The organism is Streptomyces sp. NPDC001750 (genome assembly GCF_042892615.1).
In the GTDB taxonomy this organism is placed as follows: domain Bacteria; phylum Actinomycetota; class Actinomycetes; order Streptomycetales; family Streptomycetaceae; genus Streptomyces.
Map to the genome: position 1 here is coordinate 53613 of NZ_JBIAUE010000031.1, position 19469 is coordinate 73081.

General features: G+C 69.4%; 13 protein-coding genes and 4 pseudogenes. 7 read left to right on the forward strand and 10 right to left on the reverse strand.

Annotation, left to right across the window (positions count from 1 at the left end):
• Window positions 1-54: 54 nt before the first annotated feature.
• A pseudogene (locus ACFYY6_RS32510) lies at window positions 55-879 on the reverse strand (MFS transporter); the annotation flags it as partial.
• Between ACFYY6_RS32510 and ACFYY6_RS32515 the strand changes: the two are divergent.
• Window positions 788-1027, forward strand: a pseudogene (locus ACFYY6_RS32515) (type I methionyl aminopeptidase); the annotation flags it as partial. The pseudogenes ACFYY6_RS32510 and ACFYY6_RS32515 overlap by 92 nt on opposite strands.
• A gap of 85 nt (window positions 1028-1112) precedes the next feature.
• Here the strand turns inward: ACFYY6_RS32515 and ACFYY6_RS32520 are convergent.
• Complete coding sequence (locus tag ACFYY6_RS32520; RefSeq protein WP_389196964.1) at window positions 1113-2657, reverse strand: serine/threonine-protein kinase; 1545 nt, start codon at window positions 2655-2657, stop codon at window positions 1113-1115.
• Window positions 2658-2720: 63 nt separating this feature from the next.
• On the opposite strand from ACFYY6_RS32520, the pseudogene ACFYY6_RS32525 reads away from it, so the two are divergent.
• Window positions 2721-2927 (forward strand): annotated as a pseudogene (locus ACFYY6_RS32525) (hypothetical protein); the annotation flags it as partial.
• 464 nt (window positions 2928-3391) lie between these two features.
• Here the strand turns inward: ACFYY6_RS32525 and ACFYY6_RS32530 are convergent.
• From ACFYY6_RS32530 to ACFYY6_RS32545, 4 genes and pseudogenes are all read right to left on the reverse strand, one after another.
• A pseudogene (locus ACFYY6_RS32530) lies at window positions 3392-4249 on the reverse strand (2-oxo acid dehydrogenase subunit E2); the annotation flags it as partial.
• An 18-nt stretch (window positions 4250-4267) separates the two neighbouring features.
• Window positions 4268-6922 (reverse strand): pyruvate dehydrogenase (acetyl-transferring), homodimeric type, encoded by a 2655-nt coding sequence (gene aceE / locus ACFYY6_RS32535; protein ID WP_389196966.1) that lies wholly within the window; start codon window positions 6920-6922, stop codon window positions 4268-4270.
• Between the two features lie 218 nt (window positions 6923-7140).
• The gene (locus tag ACFYY6_RS32540) at window positions 7141-7905 is read right to left on the reverse strand and encodes a DsbA family protein (RefSeq protein WP_389196968.1); all 765 of its coding nucleotides are present in this window, start codon (window positions 7903-7905) and stop codon (window positions 7141-7143) included.
• Window positions 7905-8501, reverse strand: coding sequence for a GntR family transcriptional regulator (locus tag ACFYY6_RS32545; protein ID WP_351635164.1), 597 nt, complete (start codon window positions 8499-8501; stop codon window positions 7905-7907). The genes ACFYY6_RS32540 and ACFYY6_RS32545 overlap by 1 nt, the downstream gene beginning before the upstream one ends.
• Before the next feature lie 670 nt (window positions 8502-9171).
• On the opposite strand from ACFYY6_RS32545, the gene ACFYY6_RS32550 reads away from it, so the two are divergent.
• Both ACFYY6_RS32550 and ACFYY6_RS32555 read left to right on the forward strand, forming a co-directional pair.
• On the forward strand, window positions 9172-9816 hold the full coding sequence (locus ACFYY6_RS32550) for a hydrolase (RefSeq protein WP_351635166.1): 645 nt from the start codon (window positions 9172-9174) through the stop codon (window positions 9814-9816).
• A gap of 121 nt (window positions 9817-9937) precedes the next feature.
• Entirely contained in the window at window positions 9938-10441 is a 504-nt protein-coding gene (locus ACFYY6_RS32555) for a MarR family winged helix-turn-helix transcriptional regulator (protein ID WP_351521635.1), read from the forward strand.
• 113 nt (window positions 10442-10554) lie between these two features.
• On the opposite strand, the gene ACFYY6_RS32560 is transcribed toward ACFYY6_RS32555, so the two are convergent.
• A complete protein-coding gene (locus tag ACFYY6_RS32560; protein ID WP_351521634.1) occupies window positions 10555-10905 on the reverse strand; it encodes a DoxX family protein in 351 nt (116 codons plus the stop codon).
• 288 nt (window positions 10906-11193) lie between these two features.
• Here ACFYY6_RS32560 and ACFYY6_RS32565 point away from each other — a divergent pair, with 288 nt between their 5' ends.
• Window positions 11194-12270: an alkene reductase gene (locus ACFYY6_RS32565; RefSeq protein ID WP_386609611.1), complete on the forward strand. Its 1077-nt coding sequence runs from the start codon at window positions 11194-11196 to the stop codon at window positions 12268-12270.
• A gap of 462 nt (window positions 12271-12732) precedes the next feature.
• On the opposite strand, the gene ACFYY6_RS32570 is transcribed toward ACFYY6_RS32565, so the two are convergent.
• The 3 genes from ACFYY6_RS32570 to ACFYY6_RS32580 are packed head-to-tail and all read right to left on the reverse strand — an operon-like array spanning window position 12733 to window position 16533.
• The gene (locus ACFYY6_RS32570; protein ID WP_351521631.1) at window positions 12733-13674 is read right to left on the reverse strand and encodes a GNAT family N-acetyltransferase; all 942 of its coding nucleotides are present in this window, start codon (window positions 13672-13674) and stop codon (window positions 12733-12735) included.
• Window positions 13675-13704: 30 nt separating this feature from the next.
• Window positions 13705-13893 carry a hypothetical protein gene (locus ACFYY6_RS32575; protein WP_389196971.1) on the reverse strand — a complete coding sequence of 63 codons (189 nt, stop codon included), beginning with the start codon at window positions 13891-13893 and terminating at the stop codon, window positions 13705-13707.
• A 57-nt stretch (window positions 13894-13950) separates the two neighbouring features.
• On the reverse strand, window positions 13951-16533 hold the full coding sequence (locus tag ACFYY6_RS32580) for a hypothetical protein (RefSeq protein WP_389196972.1): 2583 nt from the start codon (window positions 16531-16533) through the stop codon (window positions 13951-13953).
• A gap of 154 nt (window positions 16534-16687) precedes the next feature.
• Here ACFYY6_RS32580 and ACFYY6_RS32585 point away from each other — a divergent pair, with 154 nt between their 5' ends.
• Entirely contained in the window at window positions 16688-17851 is a 1164-nt protein-coding gene (locus ACFYY6_RS32585) for an ROK family transcriptional regulator (protein WP_351521626.1), read from the forward strand.
• A gap of 136 nt (window positions 17852-17987) precedes the next feature.
• Window positions 17988-19247: a Gfo/Idh/MocA family protein gene (locus tag ACFYY6_RS32590; protein ID WP_389196974.1), complete on the forward strand. Its 1260-nt coding sequence runs from the start codon at window positions 17988-17990 to the stop codon at window positions 19245-19247.
• Window positions 19248-19469 lie beyond the last annotated feature (222 nt).

Genomic DNA, 19469 nt, shown 5'->3' on the forward strand with positions numbered 1-19469 from the left:
TGCACCCGAGAGCGGCTGGCGCTCGCCTCGCTTCTGGCCGGGAAACTGCGGTACGGAGAGCAGGATCCAAAGGGCGAGAAGCACCGTGAGGATGCTGATGGCGACGAACGAGACCCTCCAGCCGAGCGTCTGCGCGAAGAACGCGCCGGCGGGAACCCCAATCGCCGGCGCAACAGGCGTTCCTGCGGATGCAATCGCCAACGCGCGGCCCCGCTGGTGGGGTTCGACCATGCGCCGCGCGTAGCCGGCAAGCAGCGCCCAGATCAACGCGGAAGCGGTGTCGGCGAGAAACCGCGACACGAGCGTGAGTGCGAAGTTCGTGGAGAGCGCTGTGATTGTGTTCGCCACGATGAAACCGCATACCGCCGTCAGCAGAAGCCTGCGACGAGGCCACTCCGCCGTCATCTTCACCAGGGGAACGGCTGCGAGCACCGATGCGATTGCGTATACGGTGACGGTCTGCCCGGCTGCCGAGACGGAGATATCCAGATCGTGCGCCATCGCCGGAAGCACACCACGGGCAGGGTCTCGGTGAGCAGGGTGATGAACGCGGCCGTCGCGAAAGCGAGCAGCCCCCACAGCGGAAACCTTCGCGCATTCGGTGCGGCGGGGGTTCGGGCAAGGTCGTGTATCTCTGCGACATGTGTCATAGGCTCCATGCTGAACCTTGACATCAATTGTGAGGGTCAATCGGTTCCGAGCAGCGGAGGGCCCCGTTGGGCAGGCGTTTTTCTGTCCGGGCTTCGGATTCCACCCCGCGCCGGCCCCGTCGCGCCACGGCCCCCCGCACCAGGACCCGCACGTTTCGAACACCGGACGGCCCGGCCGTGGATACCAACTGTGCCCTGGGCTGCTGCTGGCACTGGAGCCGTGGGTCATGGCGGACAGCGCTGAACTCGTCACTCATGCCGACGGGGGGAGGCTCCGAAGTGCGACAGGCTGCCGGACAGTACACAGTGAGCACACGATCGCCATCACCAACGACGGAGCCGAATTCCTCACCTTGCCGAAGCAAGCGCAGCCGTGAGGCCGGACCCCCGTGTTCCTTTTTCCAGTCGCTCGGTTGCTGGGCCGGGCGACACGTCGAAACGACGACGTTGCCTGATTCCGCATTAGTAACGGGAGCAGCGGCCGGTCGGTCGGCTGGCGGGAGGGCGGCACTTGAGGGCGTCGTCGGCCGAATTGGTGCTCAGGTAGCGGCCGATGCATGCGTTGGCCGTGGTTCTGCCACGCTCGGCACAGAAGGCGAGTGCGGAGCGCCCATCGGTGAAGGGGCCTGGGGCATAGAACACCCAGTAGCCGGGGCGCAACGACGCGTAGTCGTCGCTGCGGAGAACCTCCGCTTCGGGCACCGACCGCCGAACCGCGGCGAGCCGTTGACCACGCGCCGCGACGCCCGCGCTGATGGGCTCGGAGTGGAGCTGGGCGATCCAGCGGCCGCTGGGCAGGGGAGGTTGTTCGGCCGGGGCAACTGATTGCGACGTATCAACTGTCGGGTCCGCCGTTGTCTCCGCTGTCGCATCTGCCGTCGGGTCCGCCGTCGCGGTGGGAGTCTGCCTGGGCGGGCGGCTCGGTGCGGTGGCCGGAGATCGGGAGGACGTCGTGCTTGGCGAAGTGCCCACTTTCCGGCTCGCCTCGCCGTCTTCCGCACCGTGAGGTAGGAGCACCAGTGCGGTCGACGCTGCGGCCACCAATACTGCAGCGGTCAGGGCGATGACGACCGGCTTTCGGTTCCGTCGTCGCTCCGACACGGGGGCGGGCAGCCTTGGGCTGTCCAGTTGAGTGGGTGGATGCCCGAGGGAAACAGACGGTGGCACCGAAGCGGTGACCGTCGGCTGTGCCTGGTGGGGCGCCGAGACGGCCTCCACCTGCGCCAGCATCGCGTCCAGTCGTTCCGCGTTCGGGCGGGCCGCCGGGTCGCGTACCAACAGCGCTTGGAGTACGGGGGCAAGTGGGCCGGAGCGCACCGGCGGCGGTACTGGTTCGTCGAGCACCGCGGCGAGGGTGGCAAGCGTCGTAGCACGCCGCATCGGGCTGACACCCTCCATGCTCACGTACAGCACCAGGCCGAGCGACCACAGGTCGGACGCGGGGTCGTCGTCGTGGCCGCGAATGCGTTCAGGAGCGATGTACTCGGGCGAGCCGACAAGTTCGTGGGTTGCTGTCAGCGAGGTAGAGCCCTGCAGCCCTGCGATTCCGAAGTCGGTGAGCACGGCGGTTCCGTCGAGGCGCAGCAGAACATTGGCGGGTTTGACGTCCCGGTGGTGTATGCCGGCCATATGGGCGGCCTTGAGCGCGGACAAGACCTGTCGGCCCATGCGGGCCGCCTCCACGCACGTCATCGGACCCGCCGAGAGCCGTTCCTGGAGGGAGTGGCCGGAAACCAGCTCCATCACCAGCCACGGGTGCGGATCTGCATCCACGATGTGGTGGATGGTCACGACATTGGGGTGGTTGAGCCGGGCCAGTGCCCGTGCCTCGCGCAGAACACGCTCACGCGAGACATCCGACGCCTCCGCGTCCGACCGCACAGCCTTGAGTGCGACTTCCCGGTGCAGCACGGTGTCGCTCGCCCGCCACACCGTGCCCATTCCGCCACTTCCCAGCTGCTCGATCAGCCGGAAGCGTCCATCTATCAGGTGTCCCCCTGTACCCATGCGTCACAGAGTAGGGACTGAGTCAATTCTTGATCAAGTTCACGGAAAAGCTGCTGTGAGGAGGTCGCGAGGCTGCTGACTCACGGTCTGGAACGGGTGCCGCGGTGGGAGAAGCCGTGGCGGGTGCCGCCCACGGCGGCGATCGGCCGGGCCCGTCGGCGGCTGGGGCCGGAGCCGTTGAAGCGGCACTGCGCGAGCGGCGCGGCGGGATCCGGCGGCGGGCAGCCGGAGCCGGGCCCAATCTGTGCGGCGCTTCACGTACGCGCCTGAGCCCGACCCGGAAGGCTCCCGCACCACTCGTCGTCAGGCGCCTGAACCAGAGCCTCAAGCAGCCGCCAAGGGGAGCTCGCGACCCCACGCCCACCAGGCCGAACATGCCTGCGCCCCCGGGCCAACGAATCTGTCGCACAGCTCACCCGGCCAAGTCGGCGGCCATGACGCCCGCCCATGAACTGGCGCTGGACCATGCCATGCCCGCCCGCCAGATCTTCGGGCGCCGCTGCCTCCCCTGCCTCCGTCGGCTCTTGCGAGGAGTGCTTCGACGGCACCCCGCCGACCACAGCTCCTGCATCCCCTCGGCCACGCGCTGGTCTCCGGCGTTTCGGTCAGCGCAGGCCGTTCCACAGCAGTCGTTCGGGCCGGGCGGGGTCCTGATGGACGGCGGGTGCGGTGGCGTCCAGGAACATGACGGACCGGCCGGGCAGGTAGGCGGGCCAGGGTGGCAGGTGGCCGGTGGTGGGGACGCCCTTCTCCGAGTCGACGGCGATGCCGACGTTCTCGGAGTCGAAGTAGGTGATCGTGCCCTCGTCGTGGTTCAGGCGGGCGTTGGTGACCGGGTGGGCCTTCAGCGCCTGGACGGCGGCCTTGACGAAGAACGGCATCGGGGAGAGCTTGACGCCCTCGCGGGCGGCGAAGCCGTCCTTGGCCTTGGCGCGGAGCTTCATCAGCTTCGTGATGTCGACCTCGATGACCGAGGACAGCTGGGCCTGCTCGAGCAGGGCCTTGTGTATGTTGGCCGCGATGGCCTTGCGGATGTGCGGCAGCTTGACCGTCTGGCCACGCAGTGGGGAGGCCTCCAGGACGGGGGCCTTCGACGCGGCGGCAGCGGCGGGCGCGGCCGTCTTCGCGGCCTCGGCGGCGGCGATGACGTCCTGCTTGCGGATGCGGCCACCGACGCCGATGCCCTTGACGGTGGACAGGTCCACGCCTTTCTCCGACGCGAGCTTGCGCACCAGCGGGGTCACGTAGGCGCCGTCGTCCGCGGGGGACACGGCGGTCGGCGCGACCGGGGCCGGGGTGACCGGCGCGGGGGCCGGAGCCGGATCCGGGGCGGCGGGTGCTGCCGGGGCGGTGGCCGGAGCGGTACCGGCGGCACCGATGACGGCGAGCTCGGCGCCGACCTCGGCGGTCTCGTCCTCGGCGACGGCGGTCTCGAGGAGAACACCGGCGACGGGCGAGGGGATCTCGGTGTCGACCTTGTCGGTGGAGACCTCGTGCAGCGGCTCGTTCTCGGCGACCTCGTCACCGACGGCCTTCAGCCGGCGCGTGACGGTGCCCTCGGTGACCGACTCGCCCAGCGCGGGCAGGGATACAGAGACGGACATGGTGGTTCACTCCTTCCCGGTCAGGCCGTAGCGCTGGGCAGCGGCGTCGGGAACGTCCGGCTTCACGTCGCCGCGGGCGGCGAGCGTGCGCAGGGTGTGTACGACGATGGACTCGGCGTCGACACCGAAGTGGCGGCGGGCGTTGGCTCGGCTGTCGGAGAGGCCGAAGCCGTCGGTGCCCATGGAGGTCCACTGCTGTGGCACCCAGGGAGCGATCTGGTCCGGGACCGCGCGCATCCAGTCGGACACGGCGACGACCGGCCCCGGAGCGCCGGCCAGTGCTTCGGTGACGTACGGAGTGCGGCCCTGGGCCTCGGCTTCCATGGCGTCACGGCGCAGCAGTGTCCAGGAGGGGGCCGACCACACGTCGGCGGCGACGTTCCAGTCTGCGGCGAGCAGCTCCTGGGCTCTCAGGATCCAGTGGATCGCGGTGCCGGAGGCGAGCAGTTGTACGCGCGGAACGTCTGCGGCGGCCGCAGCGGCGGGCCGGTAGCGGTACAGGCCTCGCAGGATGCCCGCCTCGATGCCCTCAGCCTGCGGCATCGGCGGCTGGATCTTGGTCTCGTTGTAGACGGTGAGGTAGTAGAAGACGTCCTCGGGGCTCTCGCCGTGCATGCGCCGCAGTCCCTCGCGGACGATCACGCCGACCTCGTAGGCGAAGGCGGGGTCGTAGGGAAGACATGCGGGGTTGGTGGAGGCGATGAGGTGCGAGTGGCCGTCGGCGTGCTGGAGGCCCTCGCCGGTCATGGTGGTGCGTCCCGCGGTGGCGCCGACGACGAAGCCGCGGCCCAGCTGGTCCGCGAGCGCCCAGAACTGGTCGGCTGTGCGCTGCCAGCCGAACATCGAGTAGAAGATGTAGAAGGGGATCATCGGCTCGCCGTGCGTCGCGTACGACGTCGCGGCGGCGGTGAAGGAGGCGAGTGAACCGGCTTCCGTGATGCCCTCGTTGAGGATCTGACCGCTGATGGATTCCTTGTAGTAGAGGAGCTGGTCGCGGTCGACGGGCTCGTACGTCTGGCCCTTGGGGGAGTAGATCCCGGCGGACGGGAACAGCGACTCCATGCCGAAGGTGCGGGCTTCGTCGGGGGCGACGGGCACCCAGCGGGCGCCGGTCTCGTTCTCCCGCATCAGGTCTTTGACCAGGCGCACGAAGGCCATGGTGGTGGCGATCTCCTGGTTGCCCGACCCCTTCGCGAGCGCGGCGAACGGCTTGTCGGCCGGGGTGGGCAGCGGACGGGGTACGATCCGGCGGGCCGGCGCGGGGCCGCCGAGTGCGCGGCGACGTTCCTGAAGGTAGGCGCCCTCCTCGGAGTCGGCCCCCGGGTGCACATAAGGCACCAGGCCCTCACCCAACCGGGAGTCGGGGATGGGAAGGCCGAGGAGGTCACGCATGACGCGGAACTCCTTGCCGGACAGCTTCTTCATCTGGTGGTTGGCGTTGCGCGACTCGAAGCCGGGGCCCAGCGTCCAGCCCTTGACGGTCTGGACGAGGACGACGGTCGGCGCGCCACGGTGGTCGAGCGCGGCCCGATAGGCGGCGTGGACCTTGCGGGGCTCGTGTCCGCCGCGCGAGGTGCCGATGATGCGGGCGAGGTCCTCGTCGCTGTAGGGGCGGGCGAGTCCGGCGAGCGCGCCGGTGAACAAATGCTCGCGGATGTACGCGCCGTCGCGGGCGGCGAAGGTTTGCAACTGTCCGTCGGGCAGGGTGTCGAGAGCGTTGAGGAGCAGCCCGTCGGAGTCGGTGGCCAGCAAGCCGTCCCACTCCACGCCCCAGGGCACCTTGACGACGTTCCAGCCGGCCGCGCGGAACTGGGCCTCCAGTTCCTGCATGATCTTGAAGTTGCCGCGCACCGGGCCGTCGAGGCGCTGCAGGTTGCAGTTGATGACGAAGGTGAGGTTGTCGAGTTCCTCGCGGGCGGCGAGTGCGAGGGCAGCCGTGGACTCGGGCTCGTCCATCTCGCCGTCGCCGAGGAACGCCCAGACGTGGCAGTGGCTGGTGTCCTTGATCCCGCGGTGATGCAGGTAGCGGTTGAAGCGTGCCTGGTAGATCGCCGAGAGCGGGCCGAGCCCCATGGACACGGTCGGGAACTCCCACAGCCAAGGCAGCCGCCGAGGGTGCGGGTAGGACGGCAGACCGCCGCCACCCGCTTCCATCCGGAAGCGGTCCAACTCCGCTTCGTTCAGGCGTCCTTCGAGGAAGGCGCGGGCATAGACACCGGGGGAGGCGTGGCCCTGGACGTAGAGCTGATCGCCGCTGCCGTCGGCATCCTTGCCCTTGAAGAAGTGCTGGAAGCCGACCTCGTAGAGCCACGCGGCAGACGCGTAGGTGGCCATGTGCCCGCCCAGGCCGCCGCGTTCGTTGCCACGGGTGACCATGACAGCGGCGTTCCACCGGTTCCACGCCGTGATCCGTGCCTCCATCGCCTCGTCGCCGGGATAGGCCGGCTCGGCGGAGGTCGGGATCGTGTTGACGTACGGAGTCACGGACTGCGGCGGCAGAGGTACTCCCACCTGGCGCGCGTGGTCGACGACTCGCTGCAGCAGTCGCCCCGTGCGCTGGGGACCGACGGCGCCGACCGCACCGTCCACGGAAGCGAGCCATTCGGCCACTTCCTCGGGATCGGGTTCGGGCAGCTGGTCCAGCTGGTGGTTCAAGAACATGGGATCACCCTTCTGTGACGCGGGCCGACCGGAACCGGATAGGCCTTTGGCGGCCGGTTGTCTGGTGGAACCGGCCAGCTGTGGTCGTCGAACCCTTGCACTCGCTCTTCCGGATTGTGGAAGATCAATTTCTCATACAGAAACCACGTGCCGTCAGGTCGCGCAGGCAAGCGCTACTGACCAGCAATGTTCAATGATCGATCAAATGTGTTTACGCATCACCGTTGTTCGGCCAGCTCGTCGGCGGTGCGCAGGATCGTCTCCCATGCGCTCGGATCGTCTCGAGTGATCGTCGGGAAGCCGGTTCCGTAGGCTCCGTGCCAGGTCGCCTCGACGCCCGGATTGGCCCACTCGCGACCGTCGGACGTGAAGACGTGCGGACTGCACCGAACTCGGTGGCGACGGGCGCATTCGAAGTCGAGCGTCACGAGGCGACGGGCCCGACCGTCGTCCAGGCCTGCCGCGACCAGTTCTTCACGCACTTCGGGGGTTTCGCGAGCAAGGGCGATGATCTCGGAGCGGGCACCGATGGGCCTGCTGTGGGCCCAGAACGCCCGGCGTATGGCCAGGTCGAGCGCCTCGGCCGCGGCAGGCCCCTGCTCCTTGGCCAACTGCACTGCCTCCAGGGCGAACAGTGAGGTGGACGGGAACTTCCAGTCGGGTGGGCGCCACATCTGCCATCCGGCGTTCGGTTCGATATGCGCGATCCCTCCGACCTCGGAGTCGGTGCCACGGCGTGGACTTGGCCCGTCGTTGAACAGTTCCAGAGGGGAGGCGCGGTGGTCGATCCGGATCCGCTCGGTCAGGCCGAGTCGTTCCCGTGTGCTGTGCAGGCGATGCAAGGCGACGTGTGCGAAGGAGCACCAGATGTCCGAGAAGATCGTCAGAGTGCCCGGGGGCGTGGTGGTGCGCGGGTCGGCGAGCCGCGCGACATGGCGCGGCGGTACGTCGTCTGCGAGGTTCTGGGCGTCGGTCGTAGCCATCAAGCATTCTTCGATTCATGCGCATAGTCCATGATGTGCAGTTCCATCAGGCGTCCCAGGTGCGGGTCGCCCCGGCGTAGACCTTCGACAATCTCTTCGTGATCCTCCGCGTTGTCGTGCAGCTCGGTGCGCAGCCACCGAAGAGAGAGGCGGGTCCAGGCCTCCACGCCGAGCCAGTCCCAGTGCCGGATCAGTACGGGGTTTCCGCATGCGTGGACGATGGCGCGGTGGAAGGCCACGCCGTGCAGGGCCTGGCTGTCAATGTCCCCCTCGACGGCCGCGCGGCGCATCGCGAGCAGGTGTTGCTCCAGTGCGGCGACGTTCCCGGCCAACCGGGGGGCGGCCAGCGTGACGGCGCGGCGCTCCAGGGATGCCCGCACAAGGTACACATCTCGGAGTCGATCCAAGGTCAACTCCCGTACGCGAGCACCCTTGTTGGGCGTGGACGTCACGAGTTCCATGGTCTCCAGCTCGCGCAGTGCCTCGCGCACCGGCGCCTGGCTGATGCCTAGTTCGATCGCGATCCGGCGCTCGACGATGCGGTCTCCGGGCTCCCAGCGGCCGGCCACCAGGCCTTCGAGGACGAATGTACGCACGCGTTCATGCAGAGGGACTCGCTCCAGTGAGAAGCCGGGCCCGGTCACTCCGGAGGGCGGGGGAGCTGCGGGGCTCGTGGGGAGTGACAACTCGGCTCTCCTCTGCTCACCATTTGCGCAATGATCGATCATTTTCACAACTAGGGTACTCGACGAATCGCATCCGCGGCTACCTCTGCTGCCGCGGATGGATGTCGCGGACGTGGGCCCGGCCCGCGACGCCGGCCGCTTGGCCTCGCCCGGGGAGAAGCGTGACCGGGCAGTTGCTCGACCTCGCTCAGCACGAGAGGCGGCGGTGTACTGCTCGGCTGCAGGGGAGGCGCACGCCGAGGACGAGGGCGGACCTTTCGTGCGCCTTGTCCGCATTGCGTAGCAGGGTGGAGGGTGGTCGAATCGTTGAGCAGCAACGATCGCGAAAGCCCCTCGCCGGGGCATGAGCAGGAGCCGGGCCCGCAGCCCCTCCGCTGTGAGCCGCGCGCCGTGAGAAACGCGGGAGCACGACGGCGGCGCGCGTACGCGATGCTGCTGCTGCCCGGACAAACCGGCGGAACACGAGGCCTCGTAAGGCTGTGAGAACTGTTCCCCGGCCCGGTACCCCAGCGATCAGGACCACGGGAGCGCTCGGAGAGCGCCGAACGTCCCGCGCCCGAAGCGCCAAGGAGCTCGAAGGATGACCAGCAAACCAATCCGTGACCAGGAAACCGACGGGCTGCTGACGCCGAAGAACGCGGCGCTCGTCATCATCGACTACCAGCCTGTTCAAGTGAACTCGATCGACTCCATGGATCGGCAGCTGCTGGTCAACAACGTCGTGGGGCTGGCGAAGATCGGCCGGACCTACGGACTGCCGATCATTCACTCGACCGTCAACGTCGAGACCGGGCTCAACAAACCGGCGATCCCGCAACTGCGCGACGTCCTCGCCGGTCTGCCGACGTACGACCGCACGTCGATCAACGCGTGGGAGGACCAGGAGTTCGTCGACGCGGTCGAGGCCACGGGCCGGCGAAAGCTGATCATGGCGGCCCTCTGGACGGAGGCCTGCCTGACGTTCCCCACCTACGACGCCCTGCACGAGGGCTACGAGGTGTACCCCGTGGTGGACGCGGTCGGCGGCACGTCGCTCACGGCCCACGAAACCGCACTGCGCCGCATGGAACAGGCGGGCGCACAACTGATCACATGGGCCCAGCTCCTGTGCGAACTCCAGCGTGACTGGTCCCGCAAGGACACCGCCGACCAGTTCGTGAAGTTGTTCATCGAGACCGGAGGCACGGCCGGGCTGCAGTTCGCCAACGACCGCGACCAGGGCTGAACGGCCGAGCGCCGGCCGGCCCCGCTGCCGGAGCGGGGCCGGCCGGTCTGCGACATGGCAGTGCGAAGACCACGCGCATGACGGAACTCCTGACCGTCGGCGCGCACAGTAAGGTGAGCACATGGCCACGAACGCGCTCGTACCTCCCGGGAAGGGTGCCGCCGTCGCTCCGGGGGATCTCGTCCGGCATCTGGGGATCATCCTTCGGGGGTTCCAGACCCGTTTCGAGACCGCGATGGACGGGATGCCGGCGGGCGTGCGCGGATATCACATCCTGTCGACCGTCGTGTACGGGAATCCGCCCAATCAGCAGGCGATCGGTACTCACCTGGGGATCGACCGCACGGTCCTGACCTACCTGATCGACACGCTCGTCGATGCCGGCCTGGTCGAGCGCGTCCCCGACCCGGTGGACCGCCGCGCACGAAAGATCGTGGTCACCGCCTCGGGTGCCGAGACACTGACCCGTTACGAGGAGCGCGTGGCCGCCGTGGAGGCCGATCTGCTGTCGGTCCTGTCCCCGCAGGAGGCCGCGGCGCTGACGGCGCTGACGGGGCGTCTGTCCCTGCACATCCACCGTGCGCACCCGGGGGTCAACCCCTGCGAGGCGATGGACCACCTCTGACGCCGCCCCCGGGCCGGGGAGCGCGAGAGCGCGCGCAATGCGGGGCGGGCCGCCGACATGGCGGCCCGCCCCGGCGCTTCACGGAGGCGCCGGCCGAGCGGCGCCTCCGTCGATCACACGCCGGCGGCGGCGAGCGTGAGCTCGGCTGCCGAGACGACGAGCAGAACGCCGGCGCCGGGCGTTCCCTTGACGTCCTTGACCCGCAGGTGGGCGATCACGGCGCCCAGGAAGTACAGGACCACGCCCGCGGCCGCCGCGACGCCGAGCGGACGGTAGCCGATGCCGACGAGCAGGCCGACCGCCCCGGCGAACTCCAGAACGGCCAGCACCGGCACCATGCCGGGCGAGACTCCCACGGCGGTCATGGCCGGCATGATCTTCGGGTCCTTGACGAGCTTGCCCCGCCCCGAGACGACCAGCATCAGCGACAGCAGGACAGCGAGAACGGTATAGGCGATAAACATGGATTCTCCGGTGTGACGGGCGGGTCGGGCAGACCCCGAGGTCAAAGTGTGGTCGACCAATCATCTATCTGGCAACTTATCTGCTGGGCAGACTATATGCTGTGGGTGTCGGTTCCGCCGCCCTCCAGGAGAGGGCATGGGCGGGATGCCGCGACGCCTTCACACGTTTCACTCGCACTCGCACTCACACTTGGCCGACCAAGTATGTGGCTGCCGGCCCTCTCGGCAGCTACCGAGCCTGGTCAGGTCTCGGTGCGCTCACCGCTCAGTACCAAGGAGAAGTTCCGCATGTCCCTGTTCGACCCCGTACGTCATGGCCGCCTGGAGCTGCCCAACCGCATGGTGATGGCCCCGATGACCCGCAGCCGCGCCAATGGGGACGGCGTTCCCACACCGAGTATGGCCACCTACTACGCCCAGCGCGCCTCGGCGGGCCTGATCCTCACCGAGGGCACCCAGCCGTCGTTGCAGGGGCAGGGCTACCCGATGACCCCCGGCATCCACACCAACGAGCAGGTGGCCGGGTGGCGTACGGTGACCGACGCCGTGCACGCGGCCGGCGGACGCATCCTCCTCCAGCTCCAGCACTCGGGACGGGTGGGCCACCCCGGCGTCAACGGCCTCACCCCCGTCGCTCCGTCCGCCGTCCGCGCCGACGGGCAGATCTTCACCCCGGAGGGGCCCAAGGGCTACGTCGAACCGCGCGCCCTGACCACCGCCGAGGTCGAGGACAAGGTGGCGGAGTTCGCGCGTGCCGCCGAGCGAGCGGTCGAGGCCGGTTTCGACGGCGTCGAGCTGCACAGTGCCATGGGGTACTTGCTCCACCAATTCCTCTCGGACAACGCCAACCTGCGCACAGACGTCTACGGCGGCTCCCTCCGAAACCGCATCCGTTTCGTCGTCGAAGTGGTCGAGGCCGCGGCCGACGCGATCGGAGCCGACCGGGTGGGGCTACGGATCTCACCCGCCAAGGCGCTCAACGACATCACCGAGAGCGACAGCGCGGCGCTGTACACCGCGCTGCTCAATGAGCTGGCGCCGCTGGGCCTGGCTCACCTGCACCTGGTCGCCGCGGAGGACGAGGACGTCAACGAAAAGATCCGCGCCGCCTGGCCGGGCCTCCTCATGGTCAACCCGCTCAACTCCTTCCCGCAGCCTCCCGAGGACGGCGGCCGCGAGAACGCGGAACAGTGGCTGCGCCGGGGCGCGGACCTGATCTCGTTCGGACGGGGATTCCTCGCCAACCCGGACCTGGTCGCACGCTTCCGCGCCGGCGCACCGCTCAACGCCCTTGTTCCCGAGGGCTTGTACGGCGGCGGTGACGGCGGTTACATCGACTATCCGGTTCTGGGCTCCAAGGCCTGACGCGCCCCGAGGCCCGCAGGGGTCGCAGTACACGGTGTACTGCGTCGGCACCCGGTGTGGTCCGCCGGCTTCCTGGTCCTGGCCGCGCTGGTGGCCTTCGCCCTCTCGACCACCGCCATCCCAAAGCCACCGGTGGCTCGGTGGCGGCGCGGCCCGCCGTCGAGGACGAGCCGGTGACTGCACCCTGACGGCCGCTGGTCGGGCCGGGTTCCTGCACCTGAACCCCGGGCCGGGAGTGCGGGGGTGGGGGAGTGCGGGGGTGGGGGAGTGCGGATGGTGGTGGTGCGGGCGAGGAGGTGCTGCTCCTGGGCGGTGGCCTGTCCGGCGCCGGCACGGCGCATCAGCTGCCTGCCCAGCGTCCTCGGACGCTCAACCAGCCTAAGCTGTCCCGTAACGAGGTCCCGGTGACGTGCCCTGATGAGTGGACGGCAGGCAAACACATCGGGCCCTGGGACTGTTGGCTCAGAACGAATCACCATGCCAGTGGGTTGCTCCCGTGGCCTGCAGCGTGGCGCGTATCGCCTCCGGCGGGGCAAGGAGCGGGCGGGCCATACCCACCGTCTGCGTCCGCTCCCGGGCCTGATCCTGGGCGAGAAGCCGGGGCAGGGCAGCGCGGACGGCTGGGTCCTCGGGGAGGTGGGCCCGGCCGACTGCGGCGCCCGCCGCACGGGCCCGGCGGGCCACCGCAGCGAGCAACTCACCGAGGGCTGCCGGTGCGGCTTCCGTCACCGCGCACTCGCGGACCTCGACGGCCTCGCCGATGTGCTGGGTCACGGTGTAGCCGACCGCCGTCCCTCCGTTGTCCTCGGCGATGAGCCATTCGGCGTCGGGGCCGTACCAGGCGGGCACGCGGTGGATCCAGTCGTTGGCCGTCCGCACCGCGGTGAGTGGGCGTGCGGCGTTGAATCCGGCGTGCAGTTCTGCCAGCCGCGGGGCGTCGGTCGGGGTGGCCGCACGGATGCGGAAGCGGGGCTCGGGTGGGCCGACAGTGGCGAGCGGGCCCTCGGCCCAGGAGGTGCGGAAGCCGGTCCAGCCCGAGCGCTCGTAGACCCCGGGAGTGGCCGTGAACAACAGGGACCATGTGCAGGACTCAGCGGTCATGGCCTCGGCGGCAATGGAGAGCAGCCGGCGAACCAGGCCCTGGCCCCGTGCCTCGGGGCGGGTGGCGACATTGCCGATACCGCCCACCCGTTCGACCCGGCCGCGGGCGTCGCGGAGCTGCCGCGGCACGTAGCAGACGACGGCGTCGACCGTGTCACCGCGCGCGGCCACGAAGGTCCGCCGGTGGCGGTCGGGGTCCAGGGCGTGCAGCGCCGGGAGGTGCGGGGCGTCGAAGCAGATCGCCCATAGCGCGTGCACGGCTGCCTCGTCGGCCGGGGCGAGGGTGCGCAAGGTGTGTGTCATGGCGTCAAGTTTCCTTCTGTGCTGGCCCGGTCACCGAAGGGTGGCAGAGCTGAGCGTCGTACGCCGCGTACGCGGCGGGGGCGGAGAAGCGCATCCGGTGCATCTGTCGCGGTCGAAGGGGAACGCGCCGTCGATCGGGGTCCGGACCGTGCCGAGCGCGAGGGCGTCGGCGGTGATGCCGTGCGGTGCGAGTTCGACGGCGAGGGCTGAGCGCCGCATCGGCGACACCGGGCCACGGCGTACGGTCGCCGTGGCCCGGTGTCCGCGCTGTGGATGTCACCCACGCCTGGTCTTTTGAAGGCTCACCGCGTCGACGTATCCGGTCATGAGGTTCCACGCGGACGAGTAGAGCGAGACGCGGACCGACGCCGTACCAGGCGGAGCCGTACCACTCGCCTGCGCGTCGATCCAGCGCCGCTGGTCCGCGCCGCGGAGCGGTGCGCTCGCCATCCGGCCGACCGGCTGGCCGGCCCTGTCGAGGAAGCTCAGCAGCAGCACCGAATCGTCGGTGCTTCCGTCCTCGATGTACACCTTGGCGCGGGCCCGGTAGTACGCCCCCGCGGCAGCCGGCACCGGCTCACCGGTCAGCTCCGCCGACGCCTCGGGGCCGCTCCGGGCCGCATCGACGATCTTCATGCTGCGTCTGCCGGTGTACGCCCGCTCCTGGGAGAGGGTGAACAGGGCGCCACCGCCCTGCCACCCTGGGACGGCGCCGTCGTCCAGCGGCGCCACCTCGAAGCCGGCGTTGCCGACGGCCACGGTACGGGCATGTCCGTGGCGCACCGGAATCATCCGCAGCCGGGACTCCGCCGTCTTGCCGAGGAAGTAGATGTTCTCGTGGCCGTCGGCGTCCCGGGCCAGGGTCATGAAGGCGACCTCCTCGGCGTAGTCGCCGAGTGTCACGTGGTCCATGGTCTTGGGGTCCACAACGGTGAGCTTGCCGGCCAGGGTGGTGTACAGCAGGCCGTCGGCGCCAAAGCGGAGGTAGACCGGCCGCCACATGCCGTAGTGCTTCACCTCGGGGTAGACGTTCTTGTACTTGACGACCTGGAGGGTGCCCGGGTCCATCGCGAACAGGAATCCGTCGGCCGCGCCCCACAGCAGGCCGTCACGGCCGAAGCCGAGACCGCTGATCATCTTCGGGCTGTCGAGGCCGGGGAGGCCGAGGGCGAACTCCTTGACCTTGCGTTCGCCGGCGACGTCCCAGACGAACATCTTGGCCTCGGACTCGGTGGCGTCGGTCCCCAGACCGCCGTAGACGGTGGTGGAGCCGTAGATTCGTCCGCCGCGCTGGGCGAGACCGGCGACGCTCTGGTTGTGGACGATGTCGGGGTAGGTCTTCTTCTCGCCGTCGTCGGGGTCGTAGATGGTCAGCGCGCCGCCGAGCTTTCCGTAGTCGGGGATGGAGCCGATGAGCAGCTTGCCGTCATGGGCCTTCATCACGTACGGCCGGTCCTGTTCGGAGCCGAGACGGAACTTCTCGGAGACGGCCGGGGTCGCCGCGTCCAGCTTCGCCGAGGAGATGATGCCTCCGGGGTAGATGCCGAAGTACATCGTGTCGCCCAGGCCCGCCATGCCCTCGGCCTGGCCCATCGGGAAGCGGGTGGTGCGGCCGGTGCGCGGGTCGAATCGGGACCCGGTGCCGCCGGGGTAGCCGCTCATGAACAGTGTGCCGTCCGGCGCCGCCTCCAGATTGTGCAGCGGGTTCGGCGCGCCCTGCACCACCGAGGGCAGCGCCTTGCTCCGTCGTGACGCGATGTCGAAAGCGGTGATCGTGCCGCCCGACTGCAGGGTGACGAGCGAGGTCCCGGGGAGGTCCGGATCATTGAGCGGTATCCAGGCGGCACCGCGCAGCGAGGTACCGAAGGCGATTCCGGTCGAGCGGGACTCCAGCGTCGCCGTGTCGATCTCGTACAGCTCGCGGTTGTTGGTGACGTACACCTTCCCGTCCCGCGACTGAAGCTGGTTGAAGGAGAAGACCCCCGCGTCGGAAGGCGTGTTCTTGCCGACGGACTTTTCGCTCCACTTGCCGGCATCGAGGTCGTAGAAGAGCAGCTTCATCTGCGGGTCGCTGAACTTGACGAACAGCCAGCCGTCGACGACCGTCATGTCGTAGGCGAAGGGCACCTTCTGGGGCTCCACTCCGAGGAGCGCCGGGACCTGGTCGGAGATCTTCGTCTTCGTACCGGTGGCGGTGTCGAGCCGGATGACGTCACCGACGGAGCCCACGCCCGCGTAGACGGATCCGTCGTGGTAGGCGATGGAGCGCACGTACTGCTGGCCGGGCACCATCTGCCCGTAGTCGTGGAAGCCCTTGCTCTGCGGGTCGTATCTGAACACCTTGCCGTTGGGGAAGGTGCCGATCCAGACATTGCCCTCCGGGTCCGTGGTCATCGACCACAGCGACTTCTCGCCCGGAACGGTGCCGAGCTTGCGCACTTCCTTGTCGGCCGGGCTGTAGCTCCACAGCTCTCCCGTCTGGCCGCCGGTGATGGCGGCGATGTAGACGGTGCCGTCGGGGCCGATCGCATGCCGCCAGGACTGCTGCACGCCAGGCAGCGTGAACGAGCGCAGCAGCCGGTTGTCCCGGATGTCGATGACGTTGAAGATCGCGTTCTCGGCGGAGACCGTCGTGTACATCGCGGGCCGGCCGTCCTCCGTGCCCACCACGGCGTCGTTGATGGAGACCGTTTCCTGCTGGACGCCGAGGTCGGCCTCGGGGCCGAACCACGTCCGGTCCAGTGCCGATTTACTGGTGCCGCCACCTCCCCGGGCCGCGGCCAAGGGTGCAGGGCCCGCGACCAGAACGGTCAGGGCGAGCAGCAGGATGAGGAGTGGTCTAGGGCGTTTTCGGGCCACCGTGGTCCCTTCAGATTATGAGAGTCTTCCCAATAAGTGGGCGTTTTGTTCGCGACTTGAGCGGCCTCAGCGTTCTCCTGGCGCTTGACCACCGCAATGTTTTCGTGGACTCTCTGATTAATCCCTATGGCTGAAACGACGTCAAGAGGAGTACATGGACGCATCCCGACCCGCCGGCGGTGACTTGGCGCAGCTGCGTCGGCTCAACGCGTTCGGCGCGCTGCGGGCGCTGAGAAGTGCCGACGCGCCGGTAACGCTGACCGAGCTGGCAACGCTCACCGGTCTCTCCCGCGCCTCGGCGGAGGACCTCGCCACCGAGCTGACCGACCAGGGGTGGGCGGCCGAAGTCCCGCCCTCGCCCGGCGCGGTGGGGCGGCCGGCCCGCCGTTACCGGTTCCGGGCCGAATCCGGTTACGTCTTCGGGCTGGACATCGGCGCCCACAGCGTCCTCGCCGTGCTCGCCGACCTCTGCGGCACGGTCGTCACCACGGCCCGCCGAACGGTGCCGCCGGACATCCGGCGCGCCGACCGGCTTGCCGTCATCGGCGACGTGATGACCGAGTGCCTGGACGACGCGGGAATCGACGTCCACCGGATCTGGACGATCAGCGCCGGCACCACCGGCGTCGTCGGCCCGGAGGGAGACGTCGTACTCGCGGGAGCGGCCGCCGACTGGACCGGTGTACGGCTCGCCGAACACCTGGCCGAACGCTGCGCCGGGGCGGTCCTGGTGGACAACGACACCCGGCTGGCCGCACTCGCCGAGCAACGCCTCGGAGCGGCACGGGACATCGAGGACGCCGTCTACATCCACGCCGGTCTCGGCCTCAGCGCGGCGCTGATCATCGGCGGCCGGGTGCACCGGGGATACGGCGGCGCGGCGGGCGAGATCGGCAGCTTCCCCGTTACCCCCTGGGCGACCGCCGCCACCCGCCTGGCGTGTTGTCCCGCCGTCCCGTCCGACGTACCCCCGCGGAACGCCGCCGCCCATGTGCTGGCCGCCGCCCGCCGGGGCGACACCGTCGCCGTGCGCGCCGTCGACCGCTACGCCAGCGACGTGGCCCTCGGCCTCGCGGCCATGGTGCTGACCGTCGACCCGCAACGGGTCGTGCTGGGCGGGGGACTGGCCCAGTCCGCCGACGTCCTGCTTCCCCGCCTCCGTAACCGTCTGGAGCCGCTGTGCATCCGGGTCCCCGATCTCCAGCCGTCCTCGCTCGGCGACGACCGGGTCGCGCTCGGTGCGATCTGGCGAGCCGTCGAGCACGTCGAGACGACGTATCTCGCGCACAACCGGCGGCCCACGGCGGCGCGCCCGTGAACGGCCGTTCCGGACCTCCCGTCCGGTAACCGTTGACGGCTCCGCGTCCAGGCATCGCCGCGGGAGACGCCTCCCGGCCCCACCGCACGCCTTGTCCGTCGCGTGCCTTTCCTTCACCTCCAGGGAGCTCTTGGGAATGTCCATGCACCTTCCGATATCCGATCGGCCCGTCCGCGTGGCTCTCGTCGGCGCCGGCAACCGCGGCCTCACCTATGCCGCGTGGATCAAAGCCCACCCCGAACGCGCCCGCCTCGTGGCCGTGGCCGATCCCCGGCCGGCGGCCCGCGCCGCGGCCGGGGCGGAGCTCGAGTTCGACGACTGGCGGCCGCTCGTCGAGGGGGACGCCATCGCCGACGCCGTCATCGTCGCCACCCAGGACCGCAATCACGTCGAGCCCGTCCTAGCGCTGGCGCGGGCCGGGTACGCGATCCTCGCCGAGAAGCCGCTCGCGCCGACCGAGGAGGAGACCCGGCGGATCGTCGAGGGCGTGGAGAAGGCGGGCGTACTCTTCGCCGTCTGCCATGTCCTGCGGTACACGCCCTACACCGACCTGGTGAAGGAGGTCGTGGACTCCGGTGTGCTTGGGCAGTTGGTCTCCATCGATCATCTGGAGCCGGTGGGCTGGTGGCACTACGCCCACAGCTATGTGCGCGGTCCGTGGCGCAGCGAGAAGGATTCCTCGCCGATGCTGCTCGCCAAGTCCTGCCACGACCTGGACTGGATCACGTACGTCATGGGCGGCCGGATCGAGCAGGTCGCCAGCTTCGGTGGGCTCAAGCACTTCCGGCCGGAGAACGCCCCGGCCGGTGCCGCGGAGCGGTGTGTCGACTGTGCGGTCGAGCCCGGCTGCCCGTACAGCGCGCCGAAGCTGTACTTTCCGACGCTGCGCGAGAAGGGCGCGGTCTGGCCGGTCACCCACGTCACGGACTCCACGGACGAGACCGAGTTGCTGACCGCGCTGCGCGAGGGCCCGTACGGTCTGTGCGCGTACCGGGGCGACAACGATGTGGTCGACCACCAGGTCCTCGCCATGCAGCTGTCCGGCGGCATGACCGCGACGTTCACCATGGTCGCCTTCACCGAACAGACCGACCGCCAGACACGGATCTTCGGCTCGCACGGCTGGCTGCGCGGCGACGGCAAGCGCGTCACCGTCCACGACTTCCGCACCGACGAGGTCACCGTCCACGAGGTCGACGCGAGCGGTTCCAATGCCGCCGAGGGACACGGCGGCGGAGACACGGCGTTGGTTGATGCCTTCGTCCACGCTGTTGCGACTGGTGACCCGGCTGCGGTGCGTTCCGGTCCTGCTACGTCGCTCGGCAGTCATCTGGCGGCGTTTGCCGCCGAGCGTGCCCGGCACACCGGCACCGTTCAGACGGTGCCGGCCCGGTGACTCCCCACCGGATGCCGTCCCCTCTTCCCCGTCCCACCCTCATGCCCTCGGAGGCCCCTCTCATGTCCCGTTTTCTCACCCGTCGTTCCAGAGTCCGTGCGGTTGCCGTGCCGGTGGTGGTCACCGTGCTGGCCGCCGGTGTGCTGGCCGGCTGTTCCAGCGGCGGCGACGACAACACCGTCACCATGTGGACCTACCCGGTCATCTTCGACGAGGCGAAGA